Source organism: Onishia taeanensis (assembly GCF_003268885.1).
In the GTDB taxonomy this organism is placed as follows: domain Bacteria; phylum Pseudomonadota; class Gammaproteobacteria; order Pseudomonadales; family Halomonadaceae; genus Onishia; species Onishia taeanensis_A.
This window is the reverse complement of record NZ_QLSX01000011.1, coordinates 72160-96930: the sequence shown is the minus strand read 5'-3', so window position 1 is coordinate 96930 and position 24771 is coordinate 72160. Positions and strand designations below refer to the sequence as shown.

The 24771-nt window shown below is 64.6% G+C and carries 26 protein-coding genes and 1 pseudogene; 4 read left to right on the top strand and 23 right to left on the bottom strand.

Features of this window, described 5'->3' with window-relative positions; genetic code table 11:
- Nucleotides 1–25: 25 nt before the first annotated feature.
- The 5 genes from BCL93_RS14445 to BCL93_RS14425 all read right to left on the bottom strand — a co-directional run bounded on the left by BCL93_RS14445 (nucleotide 26) and on the right by BCL93_RS14425 (nucleotide 4239).
- Entirely contained in the window at nucleotides 26–466 is a 441-nt protein-coding gene (locus tag BCL93_RS14445; protein WP_112055967.1) for a universal stress protein, read from the bottom strand.
- 22 nt (nucleotides 467–488) lie between these two features.
- Nucleotides 489–1775 carry a TRAP transporter large permease gene (locus tag BCL93_RS14440; protein WP_112055966.1) on the bottom strand — a complete coding sequence of 429 codons (1287 nt, stop codon included), beginning with the start codon at nucleotides 1773–1775 and terminating at the stop codon, nucleotides 489–491.
- Between the two features lie 27 nt (nucleotides 1776–1802).
- Complete coding sequence (locus tag BCL93_RS14435) at nucleotides 1803–2378, bottom strand: TRAP transporter small permease (RefSeq protein ID WP_112055965.1); 576 nt, start codon at nucleotides 2376–2378, stop codon at nucleotides 1803–1805.
- A 168-nt stretch (nucleotides 2379–2546) separates the two neighbouring features.
- A complete protein-coding gene (dctP, locus tag BCL93_RS14430; RefSeq protein WP_112055964.1) occupies nucleotides 2547–3563 on the bottom strand; it encodes a TRAP transporter substrate-binding protein DctP in 1017 nt (338 codons plus the stop codon).
- A 106-nt stretch (nucleotides 3564–3669) separates the two neighbouring features.
- The gene (locus BCL93_RS14425; protein ID WP_112055999.1) at nucleotides 3670–4239 is read right to left on the bottom strand and encodes a TIGR02444 family protein; all 570 of its coding nucleotides are present in this window, start codon (nucleotides 4237–4239) and stop codon (nucleotides 3670–3672) included.
- A gap of 75 nt (nucleotides 4240–4314) precedes the next feature.
- Here BCL93_RS14425 and BCL93_RS14420 point away from each other — a divergent pair, with 75 nt between their 5' ends.
- Nucleotides 4315–6273: an ABC-F family ATP-binding cassette domain-containing protein gene (locus tag BCL93_RS14420; protein WP_112055963.1), complete on the top strand. Its 1959-nt coding sequence runs from the start codon at nucleotides 4315–4317 to the stop codon at nucleotides 6271–6273.
- Nucleotides 6274–6296: 23 nt separating this feature from the next.
- Here the strand turns inward: BCL93_RS14420 and dtd are convergent, their stop codons facing one another.
- From dtd to thiD, 4 genes are all read right to left on the bottom strand, one after another.
- On the bottom strand, nucleotides 6297–6734 hold the full coding sequence (gene dtd, locus BCL93_RS14415; protein WP_112055962.1) for a D-aminoacyl-tRNA deacylase: 438 nt from the start codon (nucleotides 6732–6734) through the stop codon (nucleotides 6297–6299).
- A 50-nt stretch (nucleotides 6735–6784) separates the two neighbouring features.
- Nucleotides 6785–7360, bottom strand: coding sequence for a chalcone isomerase family protein (locus BCL93_RS14410; RefSeq protein WP_112055961.1), 576 nt, complete (start codon nucleotides 7358–7360; stop codon nucleotides 6785–6787).
- 69 nt (nucleotides 7361–7429) lie between these two features.
- Nucleotides 7430–8275, bottom strand: a complete 846-nt coding sequence (locus BCL93_RS14405) for a universal stress protein (RefSeq protein WP_112055960.1) — start codon at nucleotides 8273–8275, stop codon at nucleotides 7430–7432.
- 264 nt (nucleotides 8276–8539) lie between these two features.
- Nucleotides 8540–9370: a bifunctional hydroxymethylpyrimidine kinase/phosphomethylpyrimidine kinase gene (gene thiD / locus BCL93_RS14400; protein ID WP_112055998.1), complete on the bottom strand. Its 831-nt coding sequence runs from the start codon at nucleotides 9368–9370 to the stop codon at nucleotides 8540–8542.
- Between the two features lie 63 nt (nucleotides 9371–9433).
- Between thiD and BCL93_RS14395 the strand changes: the two genes are divergently transcribed.
- Nucleotides 9434–9868 carry a YqaA family protein gene (locus BCL93_RS14395; protein WP_112055959.1) on the top strand — a complete coding sequence of 145 codons (435 nt, stop codon included), beginning with the start codon at nucleotides 9434–9436 and terminating at the stop codon, nucleotides 9866–9868.
- Nucleotides 9869–10001: 133 nt separating this feature from the next.
- Here BCL93_RS14395 and BCL93_RS14390 read toward each other — a convergent pair whose 3' ends face one another.
- The 6 genes from BCL93_RS14390 to BCL93_RS14365 form a co-directional block, all read right to left on the bottom strand.
- Nucleotides 10002–11108 carry a TRAP transporter substrate-binding protein gene (locus BCL93_RS14390; protein ID WP_112055958.1) on the bottom strand — a complete coding sequence of 369 codons (1107 nt, stop codon included), beginning with the start codon at nucleotides 11106–11108 and terminating at the stop codon, nucleotides 10002–10004.
- A gap of 178 nt (nucleotides 11109–11286) precedes the next feature.
- Nucleotides 11287–12690, bottom strand: coding sequence for a TRAP transporter large permease (locus BCL93_RS14385; RefSeq protein WP_112055957.1), 1404 nt, complete (start codon nucleotides 12688–12690; stop codon nucleotides 11287–11289).
- Nucleotides 12690–13244 (bottom strand): TRAP transporter small permease subunit, encoded by a 555-nt coding sequence (locus BCL93_RS14380; RefSeq protein WP_112055956.1) that lies wholly within the window; start codon nucleotides 13242–13244, stop codon nucleotides 12690–12692. Before BCL93_RS14380 ends, BCL93_RS14385 begins: the two co-directional genes overlap by 1 nt.
- 159 nt (nucleotides 13245–13403) lie before the next feature.
- A complete protein-coding gene (locus BCL93_RS14375; RefSeq protein ID WP_112055955.1) occupies nucleotides 13404–14207 on the bottom strand; it encodes an endonuclease/exonuclease/phosphatase family protein in 804 nt (267 codons plus the stop codon).
- A gap of 49 nt (nucleotides 14208–14256) precedes the next feature.
- On the bottom strand, nucleotides 14257–14895 hold the full coding sequence (locus BCL93_RS14370; protein WP_112055954.1) for a thiol:disulfide interchange protein DsbA/DsbL: 639 nt from the start codon (nucleotides 14893–14895) through the stop codon (nucleotides 14257–14259).
- 297 nt (nucleotides 14896–15192) lie between these two features.
- Nucleotides 15193–15813 (bottom strand): c-type cytochrome, encoded by a 621-nt coding sequence (locus tag BCL93_RS14365; protein ID WP_112055953.1) that lies wholly within the window; start codon nucleotides 15811–15813, stop codon nucleotides 15193–15195.
- Between the two features lie 237 nt (nucleotides 15814–16050).
- Here BCL93_RS14365 and yihA point away from each other — a divergent pair, with 237 nt between their 5' ends.
- The gene (yihA, locus tag BCL93_RS14360; RefSeq protein ID WP_112055952.1) at nucleotides 16051–16668 is read left to right on the top strand and encodes a ribosome biogenesis GTP-binding protein YihA/YsxC; all 618 of its coding nucleotides are present in this window, start codon (nucleotides 16051–16053) and stop codon (nucleotides 16666–16668) included.
- A gap of 49 nt (nucleotides 16669–16717) precedes the next feature.
- Here the strand turns inward: yihA and BCL93_RS14355 are convergent, their stop codons facing one another.
- The 8 genes and pseudogenes from BCL93_RS14355 to argH form a co-directional block, all read right to left on the bottom strand.
- Nucleotides 16718–17125 (bottom strand): hypothetical protein, encoded by a 408-nt coding sequence (locus BCL93_RS14355; protein ID WP_112055951.1) that lies wholly within the window; start codon nucleotides 17123–17125, stop codon nucleotides 16718–16720.
- 269 nt (nucleotides 17126–17394) lie between these two features.
- The gene (locus BCL93_RS14350; RefSeq protein WP_112055950.1) at nucleotides 17395–18150 is read right to left on the bottom strand and encodes an HAD family hydrolase; all 756 of its coding nucleotides are present in this window, start codon (nucleotides 18148–18150) and stop codon (nucleotides 17395–17397) included.
- Nucleotides 18147–19064, bottom strand: a complete 918-nt coding sequence (locus BCL93_RS14345) for a tyrosine recombinase XerC (protein ID WP_112055949.1) — start codon at nucleotides 19062–19064, stop codon at nucleotides 18147–18149. Before BCL93_RS14345 ends, BCL93_RS14350 begins: the two co-directional genes overlap by 4 nt.
- Nucleotides 19057–19794 carry a DUF484 family protein gene (locus tag BCL93_RS14340; RefSeq protein WP_112055948.1) on the bottom strand — a complete coding sequence of 246 codons (738 nt, stop codon included), beginning with the start codon at nucleotides 19792–19794 and terminating at the stop codon, nucleotides 19057–19059. The genes BCL93_RS14345 and BCL93_RS14340 overlap by 8 nt, the downstream gene beginning before the upstream one ends.
- Nucleotides 19795–19863: 69 nt before the next feature.
- Nucleotides 19864–20697 carry a diaminopimelate epimerase gene (gene dapF, locus BCL93_RS14335; protein WP_112055947.1) on the bottom strand — a complete coding sequence of 278 codons (834 nt, stop codon included), beginning with the start codon at nucleotides 20695–20697 and terminating at the stop codon, nucleotides 19864–19866.
- Nucleotides 20697–21971 carry a diaminopimelate decarboxylase gene (gene lysA / locus BCL93_RS14330; RefSeq protein WP_112055946.1) on the bottom strand — a complete coding sequence of 425 codons (1275 nt, stop codon included), beginning with the start codon at nucleotides 21969–21971 and terminating at the stop codon, nucleotides 20697–20699. Before lysA ends, dapF begins: the two co-directional genes overlap by 1 nt.
- A 110-nt stretch (nucleotides 21972–22081) precedes the next feature.
- A pseudogene (gene lptM, locus BCL93_RS17715) lies at nucleotides 22082–22186 on the bottom strand (LPS translocon maturation chaperone LptM); the annotation flags it as partial.
- Nucleotides 22187–22199: 13 nt separating this feature from the next.
- Nucleotides 22200–23603, bottom strand: coding sequence for an argininosuccinate lyase (gene argH, locus BCL93_RS14320; protein WP_112055944.1), 1404 nt, complete (start codon nucleotides 23601–23603; stop codon nucleotides 22200–22202).
- 224 nt (nucleotides 23604–23827) lie between these two features.
- On the opposite strand from argH, the gene hemC reads away from it, so the two are divergent.
- Complete coding sequence (hemC, locus tag BCL93_RS14315; protein WP_112055943.1) at nucleotides 23828–24769, top strand: hydroxymethylbilane synthase; 942 nt, start codon at nucleotides 23828–23830, stop codon at nucleotides 24767–24769.
- Nucleotides 24770–24771 lie beyond the last annotated feature (2 nt).

The window sequence follows — 24771 nt, the reverse complement described above, 5'->3', positions numbered from 1 at the left end:
GCTATACCACTCTCTAAATCACCCTCTAAACCACCAGGGTCGGGCAGTGGGCCTGACTGGCCACCCGTTGGGAAACGCTACCGAGGAAGGAGGCGCTCTTTTCGCCGCCGGCGCCCTGGGAGCCAATCACGATCAGGTCCACCTGGCGCTTCTTGGCGAAGCGCACGATGGTGCTGGACGGGCGGCCGCCCTTGACGAAGGCGCGCACTTCGGTGGCCCCCATCTTGAGCGCCCGGTTCTTGGCATCCACTGCGATCTCGGAGGCATATTCCTTGAGTGCATCGTCAGGCAGGTCCAGCTTGGCCGGGCGTACCATCGACAGCGATGCCTCGATCAGGCTGTGGTGCTTGAACACGCTCAGCACATAGAGTTCGGCGCCGGTGAGCTTGGCCAACTCTACCGCTCTGAACAGCGCCTCGAGGGCGCCCCTCGAGCCGTCTACGGGTACTAGAATCTTCTTGAACATGGCGTCATTCCCTCCGTCAGGGTCAATCGGCGAAGGCAATATCGCGCAGGAACAGGGCGATCTGCGGGAACATGATCAGCAGAGCCGCCGCCAGGATCAGAATCAGGATGAACGGGGGCGTGCCCTTGATCACATCCAGGTAAGGCCGCTTGAAGATGGCGATGGCCGTGAAGATGTCGCAACCGAAGGGTGGCGTCGCGGAGCCGATGGCGACCTGCAGCGTGATCAGGATGCCGACCAGCACCGGGTCGAGTCCTGTGCTTTCGATCGCCGGGGCGAAGATCGGCGTTAGCACCAGAATCACCACGATGGGATCGACGAACATGCAGGCCACGAAGAAGGCCACACAAATAGCGATCAGCACCCCGGTGGGACCGGCCTCGTTGATGCCGACCGACTCGAGGATCGCCTGCGGAATCTGCGCGAAAGAGATGATCCAGGAGAAACCGTTGCCGACCCCGACCAGAATGAACACCACAGCGGTGATCAGGCCGGTGGACTTGGCGATGGTGTAGATGTCGTACATCTTCAACGAACGGAAGATCACGAACTCCAGCAGGATGGCGTAGAGCACGCAGGCCGCCGCCGCTTCTGTGGGGCTGAAAATGCCGCCATAGATGCCGCCGACGATGATCACCGGGAAGCCAAGCGGCCACAGCGCCTGTTGAACGGCCGTCATGCGTTCACGCCAAGTAGAGCGTGGCTCGGTGGGCACGCCCTTGATGACTGCGTAGAGCACGCAGTAGATCGAGAACATCAGCAGAATCAAGAGCCCTGGGCCGATACCGGCGATGAACAGCTCGCCGATAGAGGTGCCCGAGATGACGCCGTAGATGATCATGCCGATGCTCGGCGGGATCAAGAAGGCAATGTCACTGGCGTTGATGATCAGTGCCAGGGTGAAGGAGTCCGAGTACCCGGCCTTGAGCATCTTGGGGCGCAGCGGCGAACCGACTGCGACCACCGTGGCCTGGGTCGAGCCCGAGACGGCGCCGAACAGGGTACAAGAGGCGGCAGTGCTGACCGCCAGCCCGCCTTTGATATGGCCGATGAAGGACATGACCATGGCGATCAGTCGGTTCGCCGACTGCCCCCGGGTCATGATGTCGGCGGCCAGGATGAACATCGGCACGGCAATCAGCGAAGCCGGACGGATCCCCGCCAGCATCTGCTGGATGAAGGTCTCCATCTGCCCGAAGCCGTTGAACATCATGAAGAAACCGATGACGGCCGCAGTAATCAGCGGAATCATCATCGGGAAGCCCAGCAACAGCAGGGCTATCATGGTCGATACCATTATTGTCGTCATCGCGCGCTCCTGCGAGTTAGCCCTGTGTCAGACTTCCGTTTCCGTGTCTTTATAACCGTCTACTACCGAGGTCGAGAGGTAGACGTCCCGCGTGCGGAAGTTCTTGATGCCAGTCAGGAGGTACTGGATGCCGGTGATCAGAAAGCCGACCGGGACCCAGATGTAGATAATGTAGATCGGAAAGCCAAGGGCGGGCAGGATGCGCCCCTTGCTGTATAGATCGACAATGTAGAGTACCGAATAGTAGAGCAGGAAAAACATCACCAGCGAGGTGAAGAACGAGATACCGATCATCAGCGCCTTGCGGCCACCTACGGGCAGGGCGTCATAGATCGCCGACATGCGGATATGCCGGCCATGGCGCGCCGCATAGCCGATCCCGGCGAAGGTGATCATGATGATCAGGATTCGATTGATCTCGCCGGAGAAGAAAATACTCTCACCGAACACGAAGCGGCCGACTACGTTGGCCACGGTATTGATTGCCATCAACAGCACGCCGATGGCCAGAATCACGGCCTCCAAGCGGCTGATGGCTGTATCGATCAGCCCCAGTACCCCGGGAAGCCCGGAGGTATAGGCTCTTTCTTCCTCGTCGGACATGCACACACTCCCTCGAACGGGTTCCCCAAATCTAGGCCCCCTCGCTGTCAGGCTACAAGAAACACGACAACCGGTAGCGGCCCGATCTCAACGCTGGGTGTACGTTGGGGAATCGGAAACAAAAAGGGGGCAGCCGTGGCCGCCCCCTTGGCGTGGTAGTAAGAGCCGTTACTCCCCGGTCACGGCCTTCAGATCGGCATTGAACTGATCCAGCAGTTTCTTGCCGCTGTCACCGGTCATGTCGATGAAGGCTTTCTCGACCTGCGGAGCGCGCTCCTTGAAGGCGTCCATTTCTTCCTCGGTGAGGCGCGTCACGGTCACATCATCGGAGGCCGCCTGAATCTTCGCGAGCGATTCCTCGGCGAGGCCCTGGATGTGCTCGATGGTCTTGGCGTATGCCGCATCGGTGGCGTCCTGGACCAGCGCCTTGTCTTCGTCGGAGAGACCCTCGTAGAAGTCCTGGTTGGCCATCATGGCGGTAGTGAACCAGCCGTGGCGGGTGAAGGTCAGGTTCGGAGAGACCTCATACAGGCCGCCGGACTCGATCCAGAAGATCGGGTTTTCCTGGCCGTCGATGATGCCGGTCTGCAGCGCGCCATAGACCTCGCCCCAGGGCAGCGGCGTCGGCGTGGCGCCGAAGGCGCTGTAGGTTTCCGACAGCAGCGGATTGGTCATCACGCGGATCTTCTTGTTGTCGAAGTCCGCAGGCGTGTGAATCGGCTCGTCGGCGGTGACCACCATCTCGCCTTCCGGATACATCTGCAGAAGCTCGAGACCCTGCTCGGCATAGAGCTCGGGGAACATCTCGTTGATGGCCTTGCTCTCGTCGAAGAACTTAAGCACGTCCTCCATGCCGGTCGGCATCAGGTACGGGATGAAGAAGATCTGCGCTTCGGGAATCAGTGAACCGGTGAAGCCGGGTGACTGGTTGACGAATTGCAGGATGCCGTTTTGGGTCTGCTCCATGATGTCGTCGGACTCGCCGAGCTCACCGAAGCGATAGATCTGCAGGGTGTTGTCGGAGTTGGCCTCGATGTAATCCTTGAAGGCCACGGCGAAGACATCCTGAACGTCGCCTTTATATTCCTCGTGCGCATAACGCCAGTTGTCGGCGAAGGACGCCGTGGATAGCCCCATCATCAGAGCACCCACACTGGCAGTAGTCAGCAGTTTTTGCACCTTCATTATTGTCATCCCCTTAGCCACATTTGGCATTGGATTGGCCGCATGACTCGGCCGCAAACTTTCACCCGCAAAGCGGCGAATTTAATAAGGTCTTCCTACTCAAACACTAGTCCGACGGACTTGGGGGGTCAAGACGCGCCTGCAGGGTATGCAGGGCTCGGAGGTCAGAAAATGTCGGTGCTGAGAGCCAAATACTCAGGCGTCTGGCCAGGTGAGGGTCCTCATCGCTCAGAGGACGAATGCCCTGTCCTGTGCTGGCCAGTGCTTGCAGTCGCGTCAGTGTCTCACGCTCGGCAAGTAGCTCGGCATGCTTGATTGTCTCTCGCAGTTCGGCGATGGCCGGGTTGGCGAGTGCTTGCTCCTTGAGCGCCCGGCGCTGACGCCTCAAGGGAGAAGTGATCTGGTCTTGCCAGGCCCAGATGTCGGCCCATAGCGGGTGATCGCCAGCGGCGAGTTCCGCCTCTGGGGTCAGGCCATGGGTATCGAGCCAGCAGGCCCAGAGCAGTGCATTGACGTCCAGATCCGCGCTGTCCTGCAGGTGCAGGCAGGCGGCCTCGATGCCTGGACGGGCATAGAAGGCCAGCGCGAAGTCCCATAGCGAGCGCCGCCAGGCTGGCGATGTATTGTCATCGCCAATTGGGGCCCGCAAGTGTTGGCGCAATTCGGTAGAATCCATGCTCATCGTGTCGTCGCCGCCTGAGGGGGTTGACCGGAGGGTGGGGCGCGAACTTTTTGAACTCCGGAGTCAGGCATGATTGCACTGCGTCAACTCAGTCTGCAACGCGGGACCCAGACGCTGGTCGAGGATGCCGACCTGACCCTGCACGACGGCCACAAGGCAGGCATCGTGGGCGCCAACGGTGCCGGCAAGTCGAGCCTGTTCAAGCTGCTGCTCGGCGAGCTGGCCCCCGACAAGGGCCAGCTCGAGATGTCCGGCGGCCAGCGCATCGCCCACATGGATCAGGAAATCGAGGCACTGGACGGGGCCATCGTCGATTACGTACTGGATGGCGACCATGAACTGCGCGCCACCGAGCGAGCCCTGGACGCGGCTCAGGCAAGCGGTGATAACCATCGCGAGGCCGAGCTGCACGGTGCCATCGAAGCGCTGGATGGCTACAGCGCCCGGGCGCGGGCTTCGCAGCTGCTGGTCGGACTGGGGTTCGACCAGGATGATCTCGAGCGGCCGCTGGCGGACTTTTCAGGGGGCTGGCGGATGCGCGTCAACCTGGCGCGTACCCTGTTCATGCCCTCCGACCTGCTGCTGCTCGATGAGCCGACCAACCACCTGGATCTCGACGCCCTCCTGTGGCTCGAACAGTGGCTCAGCCGCTACCCCGGCACGCTGTTGCTGATTTCCCACGACCGGGATTTCCTGGATGCGGTCTGCGATCACATCGTGCACTTTTACCAGCAGCGACTGACCTTGTATCGCGGCAATTACTCGACCTTCGAGCGCACTCGCGCCGAAAAGCTCGCACAACAGCAGGCCGAGGCCGCCAAGCTGCAGGCCCGTCGCGCGGAAATCGAGCGCTTCGTGGCGCGCTTTCGTGCCCAGGCCACCAAGGCCCGCCAGGCCCAGAGCCGGCTGAAGATGCTCGAGCGCATGGGCACCGTCGCCCAGGCGCATGTGGATTCGCCCTTTCACTTCACCCTGCCCTCCGCCGACAAGACCTCGCACCCGCTGCTGGTGCTCGATGAGGCGCGGCTGGGTTATTCCAGCGAGGACGGCGAGCGGGTTCAGCTCGACGACGTCAAGCTGACCCTGCTGCCCGGGCAGCGCATTGGACTACTGGGCCCTAACGGTGCCGGCAAGTCGACCCTGATCAAGTCGCTGACCGGCGAGCTCGCGCCACTGGCCGGCAAGCGGGTCGCCGGGGAGCACCTGGCCATTGGCTACTTCGCCCAGCACCAGCTCGAGGGGCTGGATCTGGGCGCCACGCCCTTCCTGCACGTGCAGCGGTTGTCGCCTACCGCCAGCGACCAGGATATTCGCAACTTCCTCGGCGGCTTCGGTTTTCGCGGCGATGATATCTTCGCCCAGGTCGGCAGCTTCTCCGGGGGCGAGAAGGCCCGCTTGGCGCTGTCGCTGGTGGCCTGGCAGAAGCCCAACCTTTTGCTGCTCGATGAGCCCACCAACCACCTGGACCTCGAGATGCGCGAAGCGCTGACCGAGGCCTTGGCGGGCTTCGAGGGCACGGTGATCATCGTCTCTCACGATCGTCACCTGCTGCGGGCCACCGTCGATGAGTTCTGGCGAGTCGCCGATCATCGCGTGACGCCCTTCGATGGCGATCTCGATGACTATCGCGTCTGGCTCAAGCAGCGCCTCGAAGAGTCGCGCCGCGAGGCCCGGGCCGACAAGGCCGAGGACAGCGCGGCCAAAGCCGCCTCAAGCGGCGTGCAGAAGGATGACCGCAAGGCACAGCGTCGCGCCGCCGCGGAGCTTCGCGAGAAGCTGCGCCCGCTCAAACGCGAGTGCGACAAGGCCGAAAAGGAGCTCAACCAGGTCGTCGAGGCGCTCACCGCGCTGGAGGCGGAGCTTGCCGATGCCGAGCTCTATACCGACCCGGCGCGCAAGGATGAGCTGGCCACAAAGCTGTCTCGCCAGGCAGAGCTGACCAGCCGTCAGGCGCGCCTGGAAGAGCGCTGGATGGAGGCCGCAGAGATCATGGAAGCCGAAGAGCAGGCGCTGCTGGCCGAGGACTAAGGGGGCGTCTGCCATCGTCGGCCTCAGCTTTCCAGCAGGAAGGTCACCGGGCCGTCGTTGGTGAGCTCTACCTGCATATCGGCGCCGAACTCTCCGCAGGCGACGTTTGACCAGCGCGCACGGGCCGCATCGACTAGGTACTGATAAAGGCGCTCACCCTCGGCGGGGGGCGCGGCTCGGGAGAAGCTGGGTCGCAGCCCCTTGCGGGTGTCGGCGGCCAGGGTGAACTGGGACACCAGCAGCAAGCCGCCCTCGACCTGCTGCAGGTCGAGGTTCATCTTGTCATCGGCATCGCTGAAGACCCGGTAGTGCAGCAGCTTGTGTAGAAGCTTGTCGGCCCGCGCCTCGTCATCGTCGCGCTCGACGCCGACCAGTACCGCAAGGCCCTGATTGATGCTCCCGGTTTCGCGTCCCGCCACGCTGACGCGGGCGTGGCTGACGCGCTGAATCAAGGCTCTCATGGCGGCTTCCCCTGGCTGAATGAAAGGGTGAAGCCTAGCATGGCGTCGGCTCAGCGCCCCAGCAGGGCGTCGCGGAAGTCATCCCCCAGCGGCGCATCGCCGAGCCAGATGCCGAACAGGGCCTTGGCCAGGGGCAGGTCGTTATCCTCGAAGATTCTCTCGCCATTGAGCGCCAGGCTCAGGGTCGTGCCGTCCCAGCTCAGGGTGTAGCGATCGCCCGGAACGACGTCGCGATACTGGCGACTGAAGGCCTCGACTCGTTGGCGAATCTCTTGATAGGCGTCGTTGCTAAGGTTGTCGCGCAGCGTGTCCTCGGTGGCCTTGGCGAAGTCCTCTGCGTCGATGGCGTGGAAGTACTCGAGCTCCAGGCGCCTCGGTACGTCCGATTGGGGCGCAGGCTCAGGCACGTCGCTGGCCTGGTAGTAGGCGCCAGCGTAGGCATCCCACATCAGGTAGCGAAACATGCCGCTGCCGATCAGCCGGTAGGACTGCCCCTGCTGCTCGATCCGGGTAGGAAAGGTCGCCCCTTCTACTTCGACCTGCTCCTGGGCGAGCGCGGTCGGGGCGATAAACATGGTCAGTAGCCAGGCGATCAGCGGAATAAGTCGCGTCAGGGGCAGGTGCATGCGTCACTCTCCAGCAGCAATAGGGTCACTGTAAGGACACGAGGGCTGGGGAAAGGTTCGGCAGGCCTCTTACCAGGCGCGACAGACCATGACATCGCAGTGGGGCTCGGCCAGCAGTCGCTCGCTGAGCTGCCCCCTGGCCTGCCAGTCACCGCGGCTGCCCAGCGCCAATAGGTCCGGGGGCTGGCGGCGCAGGCGATTCATCAACACCGCCTCGGGGTTACCCTGTTCGAGCTCAAGCTCCAGTTCCGGTACGTCGTCGAGGGTGGCCATCAGGGCCTCGACCTCGGCCTGCAGCTGGCGGCGCAGCTGGCGCACGCGGGTATCGCGCCACTGGGCATAGTTCGGCGTCGAGCCGAGCTCGCGTTCACCGGGCAGCTCCCAGGCATGCAGCAGTGTCAGATGTGCGGCGGGGAAGCGCGTGAGGGTCTCGCGCAGGGCATTGCGACAGGTCAGCGAGAAGTCCACCGGTACCAGGATATCGCGCCAGGTCTGGGTGGGCGGATGGCTGATCGAGATCACCGGGCAAGGCGCCCCTCGCAGCACCCGAGCCATAGTGGTACCGGCAACCAGGTCGGGCTGGCCACGCTTGCGGTGGGCGCCCATCACGATCATCTCGACCTCGCGTTCGTGCGCCTCGCGAATGATCTCGGCATAGGGCGCGCCGGTCACCGTCTGAATCAGGCACTCCGGCGCGGGGAGCGCATAATCCTCGCGGATGTCGGTGAGCATGCGCTCCATGTCGGCGATCACTGCCTGCTCGAGGTCATGCAGGGCCGCATGTGGCAGGTAGGGGTCGAGGACGTGAAGGACATCGAGTCGGGTACCGGTCTCCAGCGCCAGGCGGATGGCCCGGCCGAAGGCGGCACGGTTCTCGGCGGACAGGTCACAGGCGAACAGCAGGGTGCGGGTCATGGTCTCCCTCCCTCTCGTCTCGCGCATCAGCCGGCGCGGGGCAGGCAGTTTTCAGCATGGTGGCAGTTGCCGATGCCTGCAAGGCGGATCATGACGATGGCGTCCTGCCAGGACAGGTCAAGCATCACGCCGGCCACTCATGTCAGCCACTCATGTCAGTGTCAGCCGCGTGCGCCGGGCATTTACGCTAGCCTTTCATGCCCGCTCATCTCGCAGGAGGCTCTCGCCGCATCCTCGATCAGAATCCGTTGCCTCGTCGCTGCGTCACCACCAGGCATGAAAATGGTGCACAGGGCCGCGACCCTTGCCGATCTGCAGACGGTGACTGGCTTCCAGCCCGGCATGCAGCCAGTGCTTGGCGTCGCCAATGGCTGCCACGATGTCGGCCTGGGAGGCATCGGCCGGCAGACGCGACAGCTTGGCGGCAATCGCCGAGGACAGCGCACAGCCGGTGCCGTGCAGGTTGTCGGTGGCCACGCGCGGGGCCGGCAGCCAGGCGCTATCGGTGGGAGTGGCCAGCAGGTCCGGGCAGGCGGCACCGGCGAGGTGCCCTCCCTTGAGCAGCACATAGGGGGCCTTGAGCGACTGCAGGCCGGGAAGCATTGCCTCCATGGCGTCGGGAGTCTGTGGCACCTCGCTATCCAGCAGCACGGCGGCTTCGGGCAGGTTGGGAGTGATCACGTCGGCCAGTGGCACCAGTACCTCGCGCACCGCCCGGATGCCGTCGGCATCGACCAGGATATCGCCGCTCTTGGCCACCATGACCGGGTCGAGCACGATCCAGCGGGGCCGTCGCTGGATCAGGACATCGTGTATCGTCTCGGCTACCTCGCGACTGGCTACCATGCCGATCTTGACTGCATCGATGCATACGTCATCGAGCAGGTTGTCGAGCTGCTCGCGGATGACCTCGGCAGGCACCGGGTGAACCGCCGCCACGCCGCGGGTATTCTGTGCGATCACCGCGGTGATGACATTGGTCGCGTAGGTGCCGAGAGCCGAGAACGTCTTGATATCACCCTGCAGGCCGGCGCCACCCGAGGGGTCAGAGCCTGCGATAGTCAGGGTATGGGGAATGCGAGGAGAGTTGGACATCGTGGCATCGTCTTTTAGCCGGAAAACGCCGCTCAGCATACGCCAGTCGCGGCGCTTCCGGCCATGTTAAGCCTCTTCCTGGTGGCGCTGGCCAGCGCCACTCTGCTGCCTGGAGGCTCCGAGCTTTGGCTGGCGCGGCTGTGGTGCCAGGGCGAGCCGGCGCTGGCGCTTTGGAGCGTGGCCACTGCCGGGAATACCCTTGGCAGCTTGATCAACGTGGCCCTGGGGCGGCATGCCCGCCACTATCAGCATCGACGCTGGTTTCCGGTTTCTCCACGGGCATTGGCGCGAGCCGAACGGGGCTACCGGCGCTTTGGCGAGACAAGCCTGCTACTGGCCTGGGCACCGGTGATCGGCGATCCGCTGACGGTGCTGGCCGGTCTTTTCCGGCTGCCCTGGTGGCGGGCCACGCTGTGGATCCTGGTCGCCAAGGGGGGACGCTATGCGCTGGTACTGTGGCTCGCCGAGCGCTTTCTGGCGCCGCTTTGCGCCGGGTGAGGCCGGCCGCGTGGGGGAAATGTCAGAGGGAAGGACATCTAATGCAACGGCCTCGGGGGAAAAGCCCAGGCTCACAAAGAGAGGACAAAAAAAGGGCCACCCGAGGGTGGCCCTGATCTGAGCGGCGTGTGCCTTACTCGGTGGTGTCGCCCTCGGGGTTGCGGGCGTTGTAGTAGGCCTGCTCGGAGATGGCGTGATAGTTCACGACCTTCTCCTGGAAGCTGGTGTAGGAGTCGTAGATCTTCTTGGCCATCTCGCTGGACTCGCCAAGCTCTGCGACGACCTCGGCGGACAGTTCCTTGGCCCGGGCCAGCACGTCGTCCGGCAGGCGACGCAGCTCGACGTCATGCTCGTTGATCAGCGTCTCGAGAGCGTCGTTGTTGCGCGCGGTGTATTCGTCGAGCATGTCGGCGTTGACGTCACGGATCGCGGTCCTGAGGATCGCCTGCAGGTCGGCCGGCAGCGACGACATGGCCTCGTCGTTGACGATTGCCTCGAACATCACGGTCGGCTCGTGCCAGCCCGGATAGTAGTAGTAGTCGGCCGCCTGATAGAGGCCAAAGGCCAGGTCGTTGTACGGGCCGATCCACTCGGTGGCGTCGATGGCACCGGACTGCAGCGACGTGAAGATCTCGCCGCCCGGCATGTTGACGATGGCCACGCCCATGCGGTTCATGACCTCGCCGCCGAGGCCCGGCATGCGCATCTTGAGGCCGTCCAGGTCGGCGGTGGAGTTGATCTCCTTGTTGAACCAGCCCCCCATCTGCACGCCGGACGCGCCGGCGACCATGACGTCTACGCCGAACGGCTCGTAGAGCTCGTTCCACAGTTCCATGCCGCCGCCGTAGTGCAGCCAGGCGTTCATTTCCTGGGCGTTCATGCCGAAGGGCACCGCCGCAAAGAACTGGGCTGCCGGGGCCTTGCCTTTCCAGTAGTAGGAAGCGGAGTGGCCGAGTTCGGCGGTGCCTTCGGCGACGGCGTCGAAGACCTCGAAGCCGGGCACCAGCTGGCCGGCGCCGTAGACGTCGATGGTCAGACGTCCGTTGGACATTTCATCGACCAGCTTGGCCAGGCGCTCCGGCCCTTGGCCGACGCCCGGGAAGTTTTTCGGCCAGGAGGTGACCATCTTCCATTCGAAGTTTTCCTGAGCCTGAGCGGTGTTATCCACGCTGGAGACCAGGAATAGGCCGGAGGCGGCGGTGCTGATGGCCACGGCGGCGACGAGTGATTTAAGTTTCATGCGACTTCCTCTCGTTATTTTGCGCATTGTTGTACAGGTTGTTTTGCGGATTGTTGTACGGATTGTGGTGCGAGAGGCCCGCCGAGGCGGACCGGCATGCGAGTTGGGCCAGTGGCCCGGGGCCGGCACTGTAAGAGTGCCGGGAAACTTCATGCACTTCTTATGTAATCAGCATCGGTCAGAATTGCGCTGGAAGCCAGGTGGCAAGCTCCGGGAAGAAGGCCAGGGCGATCAGCATGCCCAACTGCAGGCCGATGAACGGGATGACCCCTCGGTAGATGGCCGATGTCGGTACCGACTCCGGTGCTACGCCACGCAGGTAGAACAGCGCGAAGCCGAAGGGCGGTGTCAGGAATGAGGTCTGCAGGTTGATGGCGATCATGATGCCCAGCCAGATCGGGTCGAGCCCCATGGCCAGCAGAATCGGCCCGACGATTGGCACCACCACGAAGGTGATCTCGATGAAGTCGAGGATGAAGCCGAGCAGGAAGATCACCACCATCACCACCAGGGTCGCTCCCACCACGCCGCCAGGCATGTTGTTGAAGACCTCGTGGATCAGTTCCTCGCCGCCGAAGGCGCGGAACACCAGTGAGAACAACGCCGCCCCGATCAGAATCAGGAACACCATGGTGGTGACATGGGCAGTGGAGCGGAGCGCTTCCTTGAGGGTGTTGAAGTCCAGCTGGCGATAGGCCAGGGCCAGCACCAGGGCGCCGAAGGCACCCACCGCCGACGCCTCGGTGGGCGTGGCGAAGCCGCCGAGGATCGAGCCCAGCACCGCGATGATCAGCATGATCGGCGGCACCAGTCCCTTGAGCAGCAGCGTGAACAGGCTGCCCTGGTGGCCAAGCTCTTCCATCAGCTCTTCGCGGTTGGCGGGCGGCGCCGTCTCGGGCTTGAGCCAGGCGATGAAGGCGACATAGGCGATGTAGAGCGCCACCAGGATCAGACCGGGCACCAGGGCACCCATGAACAGATCACCTACCGAGACGGTCTTGGGGCTGAAGATACCCATCGACAGCTGTGCCTGCTGATAGGCCGAGGACAACACGTCACCCAGCAGTACCAGGGCGATCGACGGCGGAATGATCTGGCCCAGGGTGCCGGTGGCGCAGATGGTGCCGGTGGCGAGCGGCATGCTGTAGCCGCGTTTGAGCATGGTCGGCAGCGACAGTAGGCCCATGGTCACTACGGTGGCACCGACGATGCCGGTAGAGGCCGCCAGCATCATGCCGACCAGGGTCACCGAGATGCCCAGGCCACCGCGCAGCGAGCCGAACAGCAATGCCATGGCATCAAGCAGGGTCTCGGCAACCTTCGACTTCTCGAGCAACACGCCCATCAGCACGAACAGCGGCACCGCCAGCAGTGTCTGGTTGGTCATGATGCCGTAGAGGCGGTTGGGGAAGGCCGACAGGAAACTGGGGTCAAAGTGGGCGTTGATGCCAAGCGCTTCTAGGCCCATGCCGAAGCCGGCAAAGGCAAGCGCGGTGCCTGCCAGCGACAGGGCGACCGGGAAACCGAACATCAGCACCACGCAGATGACGGCGAACAGGATCAGGGGCATGAATTCCAGCATTACAGCAGTTCCTCGGCGTCGTCATCGTGGGTCGGCGCCAGGCGCCCGGTGAAGATCATGGCGTTGCGTGCGATCTCGACGAGACCCTGCAGAATCATCAGGCCAGCAAAGGCAGGGATCAGCGTCTTGAGCAGGAAGACGCCGGGGATACCGCCGGATTCCGGTGAGCCTTCAAGGATCGCCCAGGATTTATCGACATAGCCAAGGCTCGAGACGATCACGAAGATCATCACCGGCAGCAGCAGGAAGAGGGTGCCGAGGAGGTCAACGAGCGCTTTCTTGCGCGCCGTCATGGCGCGATAGAAGATATCCACCCGCACATGACCGTCGTGCTTGAGGGTATAGCCGGCGGCCAGCATGAAGACGCTGGCATGCATGTACATCACCGATTCCTGCATGGGGATGCTGTTGAAGTTGAAGGCGTAGCGCAGCACCACGATCAGGAACTGGATCAGCATCATGATCAGGATCAACCAGGCCAGGCTTTTGCCCAGCCATTCGGAGGCCTGGTCAAGCCTGGCAAAGATGCCCGGCAGAGTGGAAGAGGGGGGCATGGGAGTCTCGCTTTGGGTATCCAACGGAGGTCTACGCCGCAGGCTCGCCAGCGATGGCAAGCCGGGCGGGTGGTCACTACCACCATGGTCGATGAGTGTACGTGATTTGCCCAAGCGCTGTTATGCCAAGCACTTATCCATTGGTCGAAGGAATTGGTCTTACCTATTGCCCAGGGCGGCGTAGCATGCCTCTGGCAGGGTGATATCGACGGCGATCGGCAGATGGTCGGAAAACAGCTGATCGAGCACGCGCACCTCGGTGGCGTCGAGGGACCTGGAGAGCAGGATGTGATCCAGCGCCCGTCGCGGCTGCCAAGACGGATAGCTCAGCGGGGGAAGCACCGGATCTAGCGGCAAGGAGGCGCAGAACCGTGAGTGAGAGTGCAGCTGTTCGGGGGTGCAGTTCAGATCGCCCATCACCACCACATGGTTAAGCGGACTGATGATCTCGCTCAGGTAATCCAACTGACGAGAACGGGCGCGATAGCCCAGCGCCAGGTGGGCGACGAACAGGTGCAGGGCGTTGGGGCCGGTGCCGAAACGGGCATGGATGGCGCCTCGCCCGGGTAGGGTGCCGGGTAGGCGATGCTCCATGAGCCGCGTGGGCGTGAGCCGCGAGAGCAGACCATTGCTGTGCTGGGCGACCCGGCCCAGATTGCGATTAAGCTGCTGATAGTGATGGGGAAAACCGGCCTTGCGGGCCAGGTACTCGACCTGGTTGACGTGGCCGGACCGAAAGCTGCCTCCGTCGACCTCCTGCAGGCCGACGAGGTCAAAGTCCCTGAGCACGTCGCTCATCATCGTCAGACGATCGAGACGGCGAGGGTGCGGCAGCAGGTGCTGCCAGCTGCGGGTCAGGTAATGGTGATACGCCGAGGTCTGAATGCCGACCTGCAGGTTGAAGGTCAGCAGGCGCAGGCGGTGGCCGTCGCGATGCAGCCGATGGCCTTCGGCGCGGGACATGGCGTGGCTCATGGCAACCTTACCCCGCGCCTGGAAGCGTTTATCTCGCTCATGAGGCGTCGTCACGTTCCTCGCGGACCTGGTCGATCAGCTCCCCGGCAATCTGTGGCATATTCTCAAGGCTGCCGGCGCTTGACGGAGTGATCACGTAGCGGCCGTCGACGATCAGGGCCGGCACGCCCATTAGCTGCATGGCGCGCATGCGGGCATGGGCCTGGTTGACCTGGCTCTTGACGCCGAAAGAGTTCAGCGCATCGAGCGCGTCTTGCTCGCTGACGCCGTAGTCGCTGAAGAAGGCAGCGATCTCTTCGGGGTCGGTCAGTTGCTTGCCGTCCTGGTGGATCGCATTGAAGAAATCATCGTGTATCGCTTCCTGGATGCCCAACTGCTTGGCGGCATAGAAGGCCATGGCGTGACGGTTCCAGGCACCGCCCATGGTGGCCGGCATGCGCTGGAAGGTGACGTCATCGGGCAGTTCTGACACCCAGGCGTTAAGCGGTTCCTCGAGCTTGTAGCAGTGCGGGCAGCCGTACCAGAACGCTTCAGTGACCGCGATCTGGCCGTCCTCGACGCGGGTCGGTACCGGTTCATCCAGCACCTCATAGTGCTGACCGGCAACCGTCGGGGCCGCCATGGCCAGGGTGGACATGCCGAGGCCGATAAGGGCAACGCTTAGTGTCTTGAACATGCGACAGACTCTCCTTGAAAAGGCTTGTACGGATCGCGGAACCGTTAGGATATCCACAAAGGTAACAGGAAATGCCGGCGGGGTGAGCCCCAGCCACAGGCTTTGAGCCCGGCCGGGCGACAGGGTTCCATTAGCGATGCCCGCTGATGCCATGGCCTCGACGTGGGGTACCTCAACGCAAAGGGCGACCCTCGGGCCGCCCTCATCAGATCTGCGCTGGCGTCAGGCCCTCACACAGGTTCGTTCATAGTGCTGTCAGGCGCCGAAGGCTGCCTGGCGGCTGTCTTGATACAGGCCTTAATGCAGGCCCAGCACGTACTGGGAGACCGCCTGCATGTCATCATCGCTCATCTTGCCGGCAATGGTGCGCATCATGGCGTTGGGATCGTTGGCCCGTTCGCCGGCCGCGAAGGCTTGAAGCGTGGACACGATGTAGTCGGTCTTCTGGCCGGACAGCGCCGGATAGGCAGCGGTGCCGATGCCCTGTCCGGTGGGGCTATGGCAGGCGGTACAGGCCGGGATGCCCTTGGCGATGTCGCCGGCACGGTAGAGTTGCTCGCCGCGGTCGATGACCTCTGGCTGTGCATCGACCTGGCCGAGGTTCGGCGTCTTGCCGGCAAAGTAGGCGGCCACGTCGGCGGCATCCTGGTCGGAGAAGTTATCGACCTGTCCGGCCATCTGCGCCACCACCCGATTGCCGTCGCGGATATCCCTGATCTGCTTGGCCAGATACGACGCCTGCTGCCCCGCGAGGTTCGGGAACATGCCCACGGCACTGATCCCTTCGGCTCCGTGACAGGCGGCGCAGCTTTGCGCCATTTCGCGACCCGCTGCCGGATCGCCCTTGAGTTCGGCCTGGGCCACGCCGCCTGCGCTCAGGGTGATGGCCAAGCTTACCAGTGCCAGTAACTTTCTCATCGCAAATCCACTCTGCCTAAACGTGATGCCTGTCCGTAATTGACCGGTACGTCCCCGGTGGGAACGCCGTGTCATGAGCGCGGCCTAACCGTCAGGGCGCGGTTCGCGGTCGGTGAGAGCGCGGTGGTACACTAACCCTCTCTATGCCGCAGATATTAGAAACTGCAGTATAGCCAGTTCATCTAGCAACTTGAATTGCCCGATAGTCGCCGTCAAGCCTCAGGATTCCCACCGATCATGCCGCGTCTCAATTATCAGACTGCCCGTTTCCTCACCAGTGCGCCGACGCTTGCCAAGTGCCCGCCGGACCTGGGCGTTGAAGTGGCCTTTGCCGGCCGCTCCAATGCTGGAAAATCCAGCGCCATCAATGCCCTGACGCAGCAGAAAGCGTTAGCGCGGACCTCCAAGACGCCGGGCCGCACCCAGCTGATCAACTTCTTCGGCCTCGCCAACGGCGAAGAGTGCCGTCTGGTGGACCTTCCCGGTTATGGTTATGCCAAGGTGCCGGAGCAGGTCAAGCTCGAGTGGCAGCGCCACCTGGCGGAGTACCTGCAGGAACGTGAATCGCTGCGTGGCCTGGTGCTGCTGATGGACGTGCGCCATCCGCTGACCGAGTTCGACGAGATGATGCTGGGCTGGGCCGACGATAAGGACATGGCGGTTCGCATTCTGCTGACCAAGGCCGACAAGCTGAAGCCGGGGGCGGCCAAGAACGCCCTGCATAACGTGCGCGGCCGGCTGCGGGAGTGGGAGGACTTAGTGTCGGTCCAGCTGTTCTCGGCGCTCAAGCGTCAGGGCGTCGATGAAGTGCATCGTCAGCTTGATGACTGGCTGCTGGGCGACGAGGCGAGCTGAGAAGGCGGGGCTGGCCCTTCCGGGTCGGCGATGTAGCAGACTCAGCCGATCAGAAAACCCAGACCGGCGCCGCCTGACGATGATGATCGAGGAGGCGCTGGCGCAGGGTCTCAAGGCACTCACCGCTGCAGCCGGCGCCTTCCAGACCGGTCGCTTCACGCTCAGAATGCTTGGGCCAGGTGCGATGGGGCGGTGCACCTTTCCCCTCCCAGGCCCCCCAGGGCTTTAAGGACGGCGCGATATTGGCCGTGCCATTCACCGCGACCGTGGGCTCGACTGCCATCGCTTGCGCCGGCACCGGGTAGTGCCTGTCGCTGAACATCACGTTGAACGATGCATCGGTAAGCCCCCAGCCAAGCACCAAGGCCAGGGCGGGAGATAGGGCTTGGGATCGGGCGGGAAATAGAGCTGAAAATAGGGCTGCCTTGGTCGAGGCGACGCAGTCACGAGGGCGCATGAGTTATGCCTCCTATACACATCCTGTACAGAAGTATGGTTCTGCGCCGCCTTTTGTACAAGGGTTCTGGCATCTCATCCCGCCTTCTTCACCACTCGTTGTTCGCCTTGCTTTTCTTACCCCGCTTGTCTTGCCCGGCTTTCCTTTCCTCGCTATTTAAGCCACGCGCTCTTCGTTCCGGTCAGTCGCCCCAGTAGAGGGGCCGATGGGGCGACGCGACATGTCATGTCGGGATATCGGTTGCGGTACGGGCCGTGGCGCCGACTGCGTCAGCGGCCGCCTTGCTCGAGGCTCGCCAGCAGCGCGGGCAGCTCCCGGACGTGGGGCAGCCGGTGTACGCCCGGCAGGTGCGACGGTAGCCCCTCGTCACGCTTGTCGATCCACGCCACGCGCATCCCCAGGCGCTGGGCCGGTAGCACGTCCTCGGCCCAGGAATCTCCCACATGCATGGCCTGCGACGGCGTCGCCCCCAAGCGTGACAGGGCCGCCAGGAAGGGGCGCGCGTCGGGTTTGGGCGCGTGCATCTCGCCGGCGGCAATGCGCACCGGAAAATGATGCGCCAGCGGTAGCCTTGTCAGGTCGACGTTGCCGTTGGTGACGGCGGCCAGTCGAAAGTCTGCGCCGAGGGCGGTGAGTAGGGGCTCGACTTCGACATAGGGTGTCAGGCGATGGCGCAGGGTCATGAACTCGTCCATGGCGGCGGTGGCCCAGCGCCGTGCCTCCTCGGTGGCCAGCCCATACTCCGTCAGCAGCTCATAGAGGCTCTGCTCGCGAATCCAGGTGAAGTCGCCACGGCGCAGCGGGTGGCGTGCGGCCAGCTCGCCGCGGCGCTGCTGGTAGGCGGTGAGCGGGAAACGCTCGCCGAATCGGCCCAGGGCATCGAGGCGGGGGGCATGCCAGGTGGTCAGGGCCTCGTCGAGCCAGGCGTAGTGGCCGGTTTCGGTGTGGGCCATGACCTGGCCGTTATCCCAAAGGGTGTCGTCGAGATCGAAGGTCAGGGCCGTCAGCGGCCGGGCCTGTGTCATGGGGTTCCCTCGTCGGACGGCGGGCGGCGTCGCGCCCTTGGGTGGGCGGCATCGTAGCTGGCGGCCAGGTGCTGCCAGTCGAGCCTTGTGTAGACCTGGGTCGTCGACAGGTGGGCATGGCCGAGCAGCTCCTGCACCGCGCGCAGATCCTGGCTCGATTCCAGCAGGTGGCTGGCGAAGGAGTGGCGCAGCCGGTGCGGGTGCAGATGCTCGGCGAGGCCGCGCTCCCGGGCAAGGGACGCCAGGCGCAGCTGAATGGCGCGATGGCCGAGCCTGGCGCCACGCTGGCCGACGAACAGCGCCGGCTCCCCGGCGCCGGCCCACTGGCCGCGGGCCTGAATCCAGGCGTCCAGCGCAGTGGCGGCGCGGCGCCCCACCGGCACTTGGCGGGGCTTGCCGCCCTTGCCGATCACTCGCACTCGCATCGATTCGAGATCGGTCAGATTCAGCGCCGCCAGCTCGGCCAGGCGCAGGCCGCTGGAGTAGAAAAGCTCCAGCATGGCCTGGTCGCGGCGTGCCAGCGGGTCGTCGTCATGCGGGGTATTCAGGAAGTGCGCCAGTTGGTCGACGTCCACGGGGCGCGGCAAGTGCTGGGGCTGGCGCGGCGAGGGCGTCAGCGAGACCGGGTTATGGGTCAGCATGCCCTCGTGAACCAGTGCGTCGGCGAACCGTGACAGGGCCGCACGGCGCCGGGCCAGGCTCCTCGGTGCCAGCCCGCGGCTGCGCTCCTGGCCAAGGAAACGGCGCACCAGGGCGGCGTCCAGCTGCGACCAGGATTCAAGCGATGCCTCCTCGGCGTAGGCACGAAAGCGGAGCAGATCGCGCCGATAGGCATCGACGGTGGCCGGGCTTGCGTGGCGTGCCAAGGCCTCGAGGAAGGCCGCCAGCGGCGCCTCGAGGGCGGGCTCAGGCATGGCGGGGCGTGTCATGGGGTGGCGGGGCATGACGGACCAGCAGTCGCGACACGACCTCGCCCAGGTATTCGGTGAACAGGGTGTCGAGGCTGGCACGGAAGTGATCCGGGTCGGGGCTCGCCAATACCAGATAGCCCAGCGGCTCACCAAGCGTCAGGCGGGTCAGGGCGCAGGAGCCTGCCTTTTCGGGAACCTTGGTGTGAGGCAGCAGGCGTTTCCAGTCGGTGACCGATAGCCGCGAGCAGCGGCTGGCTCGGCCGTCGAGCAGTGCGGATAACCGCGTCTCAGCGGCCGAGTCGAGCACCTGGCGCGGGGCCTGGGGCGGAGTGTTCTCACCGTCGCTGAGGCTTGATGGGCACCACAGCGCTACGCTCGGCGTCTGAAAACGCTCGCTGAGCTCCCGAGCCAGGGCCTGGCCCAGGTCGTCGTTGCTCTCGGTCTCAAGCAGTGCCAGCACCAGCTCCCGGATGCGCCGGTACTGAGCCTCGTTGTGGCGCGCCGATTCGAGCAGCGTCTCGAGGCGCCATTCGGCGGTTTCGGCGCGGCCGCGCAGATCGTGTACCAGGCGCTCAAGCAGCGAGGTGGCGCCGCGGGTCTCGGGATGCGGGACCTTTAGCTGCTGCAACAGGCCCTCTCGCCCTTCGAAGAAGTCAGGGTGGCGCGCCAACCAGTGAGCGACCATCTCCGGGTCCAGGGTCTGGCGCGGCTCGGGGATCTTGGCACCGGCCATTGGGCACTCCTTCTGTCGTCTCGTTTCGCCTTGCTCGTTTTGCCAGCCCATCGTAATGGCGGCGCGGTATCAGCTTAGCGCGACCCGCCCGTCGAAGACACGCACAACCGGCCCGGTCATCACCAAAGGCGCATCCTGGCTCGGCCAGGCGATGGTCAGATCGCCGCCGGGCAGGTGCACGGTGACCGGGCTTTCGAGCCGGCCCTGGCGAATGCCGCAGGCCACCGCCGCGCAGGCGCCGGTGCCGCAGGCCAGGGTCTCGCCGCTGCCGCGCTCGAAGACCCGCAGGCGGATCTCGTGGGGCGACACCACCTGCATGAAGCCGACGTTGACCCGACGCGGGAAGCGCGGATGTGCTTCGATTGCGGGGCCTAAGCGGGCCACCGGGGCCGTGTCGACGTCCTCGACCGTGAGTACCGCATGAGGATTGCCCAGGGAGGCCACGCCGATCTCAAGCGTTTCGCCGTCGACCTCCAGGCGATGGCGCAGGCGGTCCTCGTCGGCCTCGAAGGGCAGGCTTTGCGGCGCAAAGCGCGGCACGCCCATGTCGACGCTGACCCGACCGTCGTCCTCGACCTTGAGGGTCAGGGGGCCGCCGCGGGTTTCGACGTGGATCTCATGCTTGTGGGTCAGGCGCTGGTCGCGCACGAAGCGGGCGAAGCAGCGCGCACCGTTGCCGCAATTCTCCACTTCGCTGCCATCGGCGTTGAATATCCGGTAGCGAAAGTCCATGTCCGGGTCCAGCGGCGGCTCGACGATCAGCAGCTGATCGAAGCCGATGCCGAAGTGGCGGTCGGACAGTTCGCGAATCTGCTCGTCGCGCAGCCGGGCCCGCTGGGTGATCAGGTCGACGACCATGAAGTCGTTGCCGAGCCCGTGCATCTTGGTGAAGTGCAGGAGCATCAGCATGCCTCCTGGCCATCGGGGAGCAGCGCCTCGCCGGTCCACAGTTCCTCGATGCGCTCGCGGCGGCGCACCAGGTGCATCGTCTCGCCGTCGACCATCACCTCGGCGGGGCGCGGTCGGCTGTTGTAGTTCGAGGCCATCACGAAGCCATAGGCGCCCGCCGAACGCACCGCCAGCAGGTCGCCCGGGGCGATCGCCAGTTCGCGCTCCTTGCCGAGGAAGTCGCCGGTCTCGCAGACCGGACCGACCACGTCGTAAATGGCGCTCTCACGGGCCTCGCGGGTGTCGACCGGCAGAATCGCCTGCCAGGCCTGGTAGAGCGCCGGGCGAATCAGGTCGTTCATGGCCGCGTCGACGATGGCGAAGTTCTTGGTTTCGCCGGGCTTCAGGAACTCGACCCGGGTCAGCATCACCCCGGCGTTGGCGGCGATCGAGCGGCCCGGCTCGAACAGCAGGGTCAGTGAACGGCCGCCGTGGCTTGCCAGGCGCTCGAGCAGCGCGGTGGCATAGGCGAAGGGTTCGGGCGGCCGCTCGCCTTGGTAGGGCACGCCGAGGCCGCCGCCGAGATCCAGGTGCTCGACCTGGATGCCGCGCTCCTCGAGACGCTCGAGCAGCGCCAGCAGGCGGTCGAGGGCATCGAGGAAGGGCGCGAGCTCGGTGAGCTGTGAGCCGATATGGCAGTCGATGCCAACCACGTCGAGATGGGGCAGGGCAGCGGCGTGCTCGTAGGCGGCCAAGGCATCGTCCACCGGGATGCCGAATTTGTTGTCCTTGAGGCCGGTGGAGATATAGGGGTGGGTGCGGGCGTCGACGTCGGGATTGACCCGCAGCGACACCGGCGCCACCTTGCCGAGCCGCCCGGCGACGGCGTTGAGACGCTCGAGCTCGGGCAGCGATTCGACGTTGAAGCACTTGATGCCGAGCTCCAGTGCCCGGGCCATCTCATCTTCCTGCTTGGCGACGCCGGAGAACACCACCTTGGCGGGGTCGCCGCCGGCGGCCATCACCCGCTCCAGCTCGCCCCGGGAAACGATGTCGAAGCCGGCGCCGAGGCGGGCCAGCACGTTGAGCACGGCGAGGTTGGAGTTGGCCTTGACCGCGTAGCAGATCAGGTGTGGGTGGCTGCCCAGCGCCTCGTCGTAGGCGCGGAAATGCCGCTCCAGGGTGGCCCGGGAGTAGACGTAGCAGGGCGTGCCGAAGCGCTCGGCGACCGAGGCCAGGGGCACGTCTTCTGCGTGCATCACGCCGTTGCGGTAGTCGAAATGATCCATGCTCAGCTCTCGTCTTCGGGTGCGTCGGGGGCCGCATCGACCGGCGTGCTCTCGCCGGTCTGGTCGTTGGTATCGTCGCTCGCTGTCTCGCTCGCTTTCTCGTTCACTACGGCGGCGTTGTCGCCTTGGCTGTCAGCGGGCATATACAGCGGCCCTTTCTGGCCGCAGCCGGCGAGCAGCAGGGCCGCCAGGGCGATCATCGTCAGGGCGCGCATCTTAGCTCTCATCTCAGCCCTCGCTGCGCAGGGTGGCCAGGGCGTCGCGGGCGCGCTGGGCGGCGGCGCGGACCTGGTCCGGGGCGGTGCCGCCGATATGGTCGCGGGCGGCCACCGAGCCTTCCAGGGTCAGCACTTCGAAGACATCCTCGCCGATGATGTCGGAGAACTGCTTGAGCTCGTCGAGGGTCATCTCGGACAGGTCCTTGCCTTCCTTCAGGCCGAAGGCGACCGACTGGCCGACGATCTCGTGGGCGTCGCGGAAGGCCACGCCCTTGCGCACCAGATAGTCGGCGAGGTCGGTGGCGGTGGAGAAGCCCTTGCGCGCCGCTTCATACATGCTGTCGGCCTTGGCTTCGATGGCCGGCACCATGTCGGCGAAGGCCTTGAGGCAACCCTTGACGGTGTCGAGGGTGTCGAATAGCGGTTCCTTGTCTTCCTGATTATCCTTGTTGTAGGCCAACGGCTGCGACTTCATCAGCGTCAACAGGCTCATCAGGTGACCGAAGACGCGTCCGCTCTTGCCGCGCACCAGCTCGGGCACGTCCGGGTTCTTTTTCTGCGGCATGATCGAGGAGCCGGTGCAGAAGCGGTCAGGCAGGTCGATGAAGTCGAACTGGGCGCTGGTCCAGAGCACCAGTTCCTCGCTCATGCGCGACATGTGCATCAGCAACAGGCTGGCGAAGGACGTGAATTCGATGGCGAAGTCGCGATCGCTCACCGAGTCCAGGCTGTTCTCGCTGGGCCGGTCGAAGCCGAGCAGCTCGGCGGTGATGTGACGATCGATGGGGAAGGTGGTGCCGGCAAGGGCCGCGGCGCCCAGCGGCATCACGTTGACGCGGCGGCGGCAGTCGAGCAGGCGCTCGTGGTCGCGGGTCAGCATTTCCTGCCAGGCCAGCAGATGATGACCGAAGGTCACCGGCTGGGCGGTCTGCAGGTGGGTGAAACCGGGCATGATGGTGTCGGCTTCACCGGCGGCCAGTTCGATCAGCCCTTCACGAAGCCGGCCGAGCTCGGCGCTGACCGCGTCGATCTCATCGCGCAGGTAGAGGCGAATGTCGGTGGCGATCTGGTCGTTGCGCGAGCGCCCGGTGTGCAGTTTCTTGCCGGTGATGCCGATCTTCTCGGTCAGCCGCGCCTCGAGGTTCATGTGCACGTCTTCGAGCTTCACCGACCAGGCGAAGCGGCCCTCGGCGATTTCCTGCTCGATCTCACCGAGGCCCTGGATGATCGCATCGCGCTCGTCGGCGGTCAGCACGCCGACCCGCTCGAGCATGGTGGCGTGGGCGATGGAGCCGCGAATATCGTGGTGATAGAGGCGCTGGTCGAAATCCACCGAGGCAGTGAAACGCTCGACGAAGGCATCGGTGGGCTCGCTGAAGCGACCGCCCCAGGACTGATTGGTAGACGTCGTCATCGGACTGGCAATCCCGCTGTGAAGTAGCATGAGAGTATGACTTCGGAGTGTACCAGAGTCGGCGAGGCTGGCCACGCTGCCCGCCGGGGGCAGTCGGCGGGCTGAGAGAATTTTTCCTGCCCCCGCGGGTGCTTTATGATGAGGTCATGACCGACGCGGGCGTCTCGCCCCGTTAGCGTCTCGAGCGCCGCCCGAGACGCGTCTCGCCCCGATTGGAGATCGCTGTGCCTGCCAAGACATCCTTACGCATCGCCACCCGCAAGAGCCTCCTCGCCCTCTGGCAAGCCGAGCACGTGCGCGACCGCCTGATGGCCCTGTATCCCAATCTCGAGGTCGAGCTGGTGGCCATGTCCACCCGCGGTGACAAGATTCTCGACACGCCGCTGGCCAAGGTCGGCGGCAAGGGGCTGTTCGTCAAGGAGCTCGAGGACGCCATGCTCGACGGCCGCGCCGACATCGCCGTGCACTCGATGAAGGACGTGCCGATGCACTTTCCGGAGGGGCTGGGGCTGTCGGTGATCCTCGAGGGGGCCGAGCCCACCGATGCCTTCGTGTCCAACCATTACACCTCGCTTGCCGAATTGCCCGAGGGCGCTCGAGTCGGCACCTCAAGCCTGCGGCGCGGCCTGCAGGTGCGCGAGGCGCGTCCGGACCTCGAGGTGCTGAGCCTGCGCGGCAACGTGCAGACGCGCCTGCGCAAGCTCGACAACGGCGACTTTGACGCCATCATCCTCGCCACCTCCGGCCTCAAGCGCCTGGGGCTCGAAGACCGCATCGCTCAGGATATGCCGCCCGAGATTAGCCTGCCGGCCTGTGGCCAGGGCGCCTTGGGCATCGAGTGCCGCAACGATGATGCCGACCTGGTGCGCCTGCTGGCCGCCCTCGATGACCCCGATACCGCGGCCCGGGTGCGCGCCGAGCGGGCCATGAACACGCGCCTCGAGGGCGGTTGCCAGGTGCCGATCGGTGGCCATGCGGTCTTCGAGGACGGCGGTCGCACCCTGTGGCTGCGTGCCCTGGTGGGCAATCCGGAGGGTACCGAGGTGCTGCGTGCCGAGGGGCGTGGCTCGGCCGAAGAGCCCGAGGCGCTGGGCATTCGTGTGGCCGAGGACCTGCTCGATCAGGGCGCCGGCGAGATTCTCGCCCGAGTCTACGGCGACGTTTGAGC

What these genes read in the sequence shown, in the direction of transcription:
- BCL93_RS14445 (WP_112055967.1), bottom strand. Translation starts at nt 466, where the DNA reads ATGTTCAAGAAGATTCTAGTACCCGTAGACGGCTCGAGGGGCGCCCTC.
- BCL93_RS14440 (WP_112055966.1), bottom strand. Translation starts at nt 1,775, where the DNA reads ATGACGACAATAATGGTATCGACCATGATAGCCCTGCTGTTGCTGGGC.
- BCL93_RS14435 (WP_112055965.1), bottom strand. Translation starts at nt 2,378, where the DNA reads ATGTCCGACGAGGAAGAAAGAGCCTATACCTCCGGGCTTCCCGGGGTA.
- dctP (WP_112055964.1), bottom strand. Translation starts at nt 3,563, where the DNA reads ATGAAGGTGCAAAAACTGCTGACTACTGCCAGTGTGGGTGCTCTGATG.
- BCL93_RS14425 (WP_112055999.1), bottom strand. Translation starts at nt 4,239, where the DNA reads ATGGATTCTACCGAATTGCGCCAACACTTGCGGGCCCCAATTGGCGAT.
- BCL93_RS14420 (WP_112055963.1), top strand. Translation starts at nt 4,315, where the DNA reads ATGATTGCACTGCGTCAACTCAGTCTGCAACGCGGGACCCAGACGCTG.
- dtd (WP_112055962.1), bottom strand. Translation starts at nt 6,734, where the DNA reads ATGAGAGCCTTGATTCAGCGCGTCAGCCACGCCCGCGTCAGCGTGGCG.
- BCL93_RS14410 (WP_112055961.1), bottom strand. Translation starts at nt 7,360, where the DNA reads ATGCACCTGCCCCTGACGCGACTTATTCCGCTGATCGCCTGGCTACTG.
- BCL93_RS14405 (WP_112055960.1), bottom strand. Translation starts at nt 8,275, where the DNA reads ATGACCCGCACCCTGCTGTTCGCCTGTGACCTGTCCGCCGAGAACCGT.
- thiD (WP_112055998.1), bottom strand. Translation starts at nt 9,370, where the DNA reads ATGTCCAACTCTCCTCGCATTCCCCATACCCTGACTATCGCAGGCTCT.
- BCL93_RS14395 (WP_112055959.1), top strand. Translation starts at nt 9,434, where the DNA reads ATGTTAAGCCTCTTCCTGGTGGCGCTGGCCAGCGCCACTCTGCTGCCT.
- BCL93_RS14390 (WP_112055958.1), bottom strand. Translation starts at nt 11,108, where the DNA reads ATGAAACTTAAATCACTCGTCGCCGCCGTGGCCATCAGCACCGCCGCC.
- BCL93_RS14385 (WP_112055957.1), bottom strand. Translation starts at nt 12,690, where the DNA reads ATGCTGGAATTCATGCCCCTGATCCTGTTCGCCGTCATCTGCGTGGTG.
- BCL93_RS14380 (WP_112055956.1), bottom strand. Translation starts at nt 13,244, where the DNA reads ATGCCCCCCTCTTCCACTCTGCCGGGCATCTTTGCCAGGCTTGACCAG.
- BCL93_RS14375 (WP_112055955.1), bottom strand. Translation starts at nt 14,207, where the DNA reads ATGTCCCGCGCCGAAGGCCATCGGCTGCATCGCGACGGCCACCGCCTG.
- BCL93_RS14370 (WP_112055954.1), bottom strand. Translation starts at nt 14,895, where the DNA reads ATGTTCAAGACACTAAGCGTTGCCCTTATCGGCCTCGGCATGTCCACC.
- BCL93_RS14365 (WP_112055953.1), bottom strand. Translation starts at nt 15,813, where the DNA reads ATGAGAAAGTTACTGGCACTGGTAAGCTTGGCCATCACCCTGAGCGCA.
- yihA (WP_112055952.1), top strand. Translation starts at nt 16,051, where the DNA reads ATGCCGCGTCTCAATTATCAGACTGCCCGTTTCCTCACCAGTGCGCCG.
- BCL93_RS14355 (WP_112055951.1), bottom strand. Translation starts at nt 17,125, where the DNA reads ATGCGCCCTCGTGACTGCGTCGCCTCGACCAAGGCAGCCCTATTTTCA.
- BCL93_RS14350 (WP_112055950.1), bottom strand. Translation starts at nt 18,150, where the DNA reads ATGACACAGGCCCGGCCGCTGACGGCCCTGACCTTCGATCTCGACGAC.
- BCL93_RS14345 (WP_112055949.1), bottom strand. Translation starts at nt 19,064, where the DNA reads ATGCCTGAGCCCGCCCTCGAGGCGCCGCTGGCGGCCTTCCTCGAGGCC.
- BCL93_RS14340 (WP_112055948.1), bottom strand. Translation starts at nt 19,794, where the DNA reads ATGGCCGGTGCCAAGATCCCCGAGCCGCGCCAGACCCTGGACCCGGAG.
- dapF (WP_112055947.1), bottom strand. Translation starts at nt 20,697, where the DNA reads ATGCTCCTGCACTTCACCAAGATGCACGGGCTCGGCAACGACTTCATG.
- lysA (WP_112055946.1), bottom strand. Translation starts at nt 21,971, where the DNA reads ATGGATCATTTCGACTACCGCAACGGCGTGATGCACGCAGAAGACGTG.
- argH (WP_112055944.1), bottom strand. Translation starts at nt 23,603, where the DNA reads ATGACGACGTCTACCAATCAGTCCTGGGGCGGTCGCTTCAGCGAGCCC.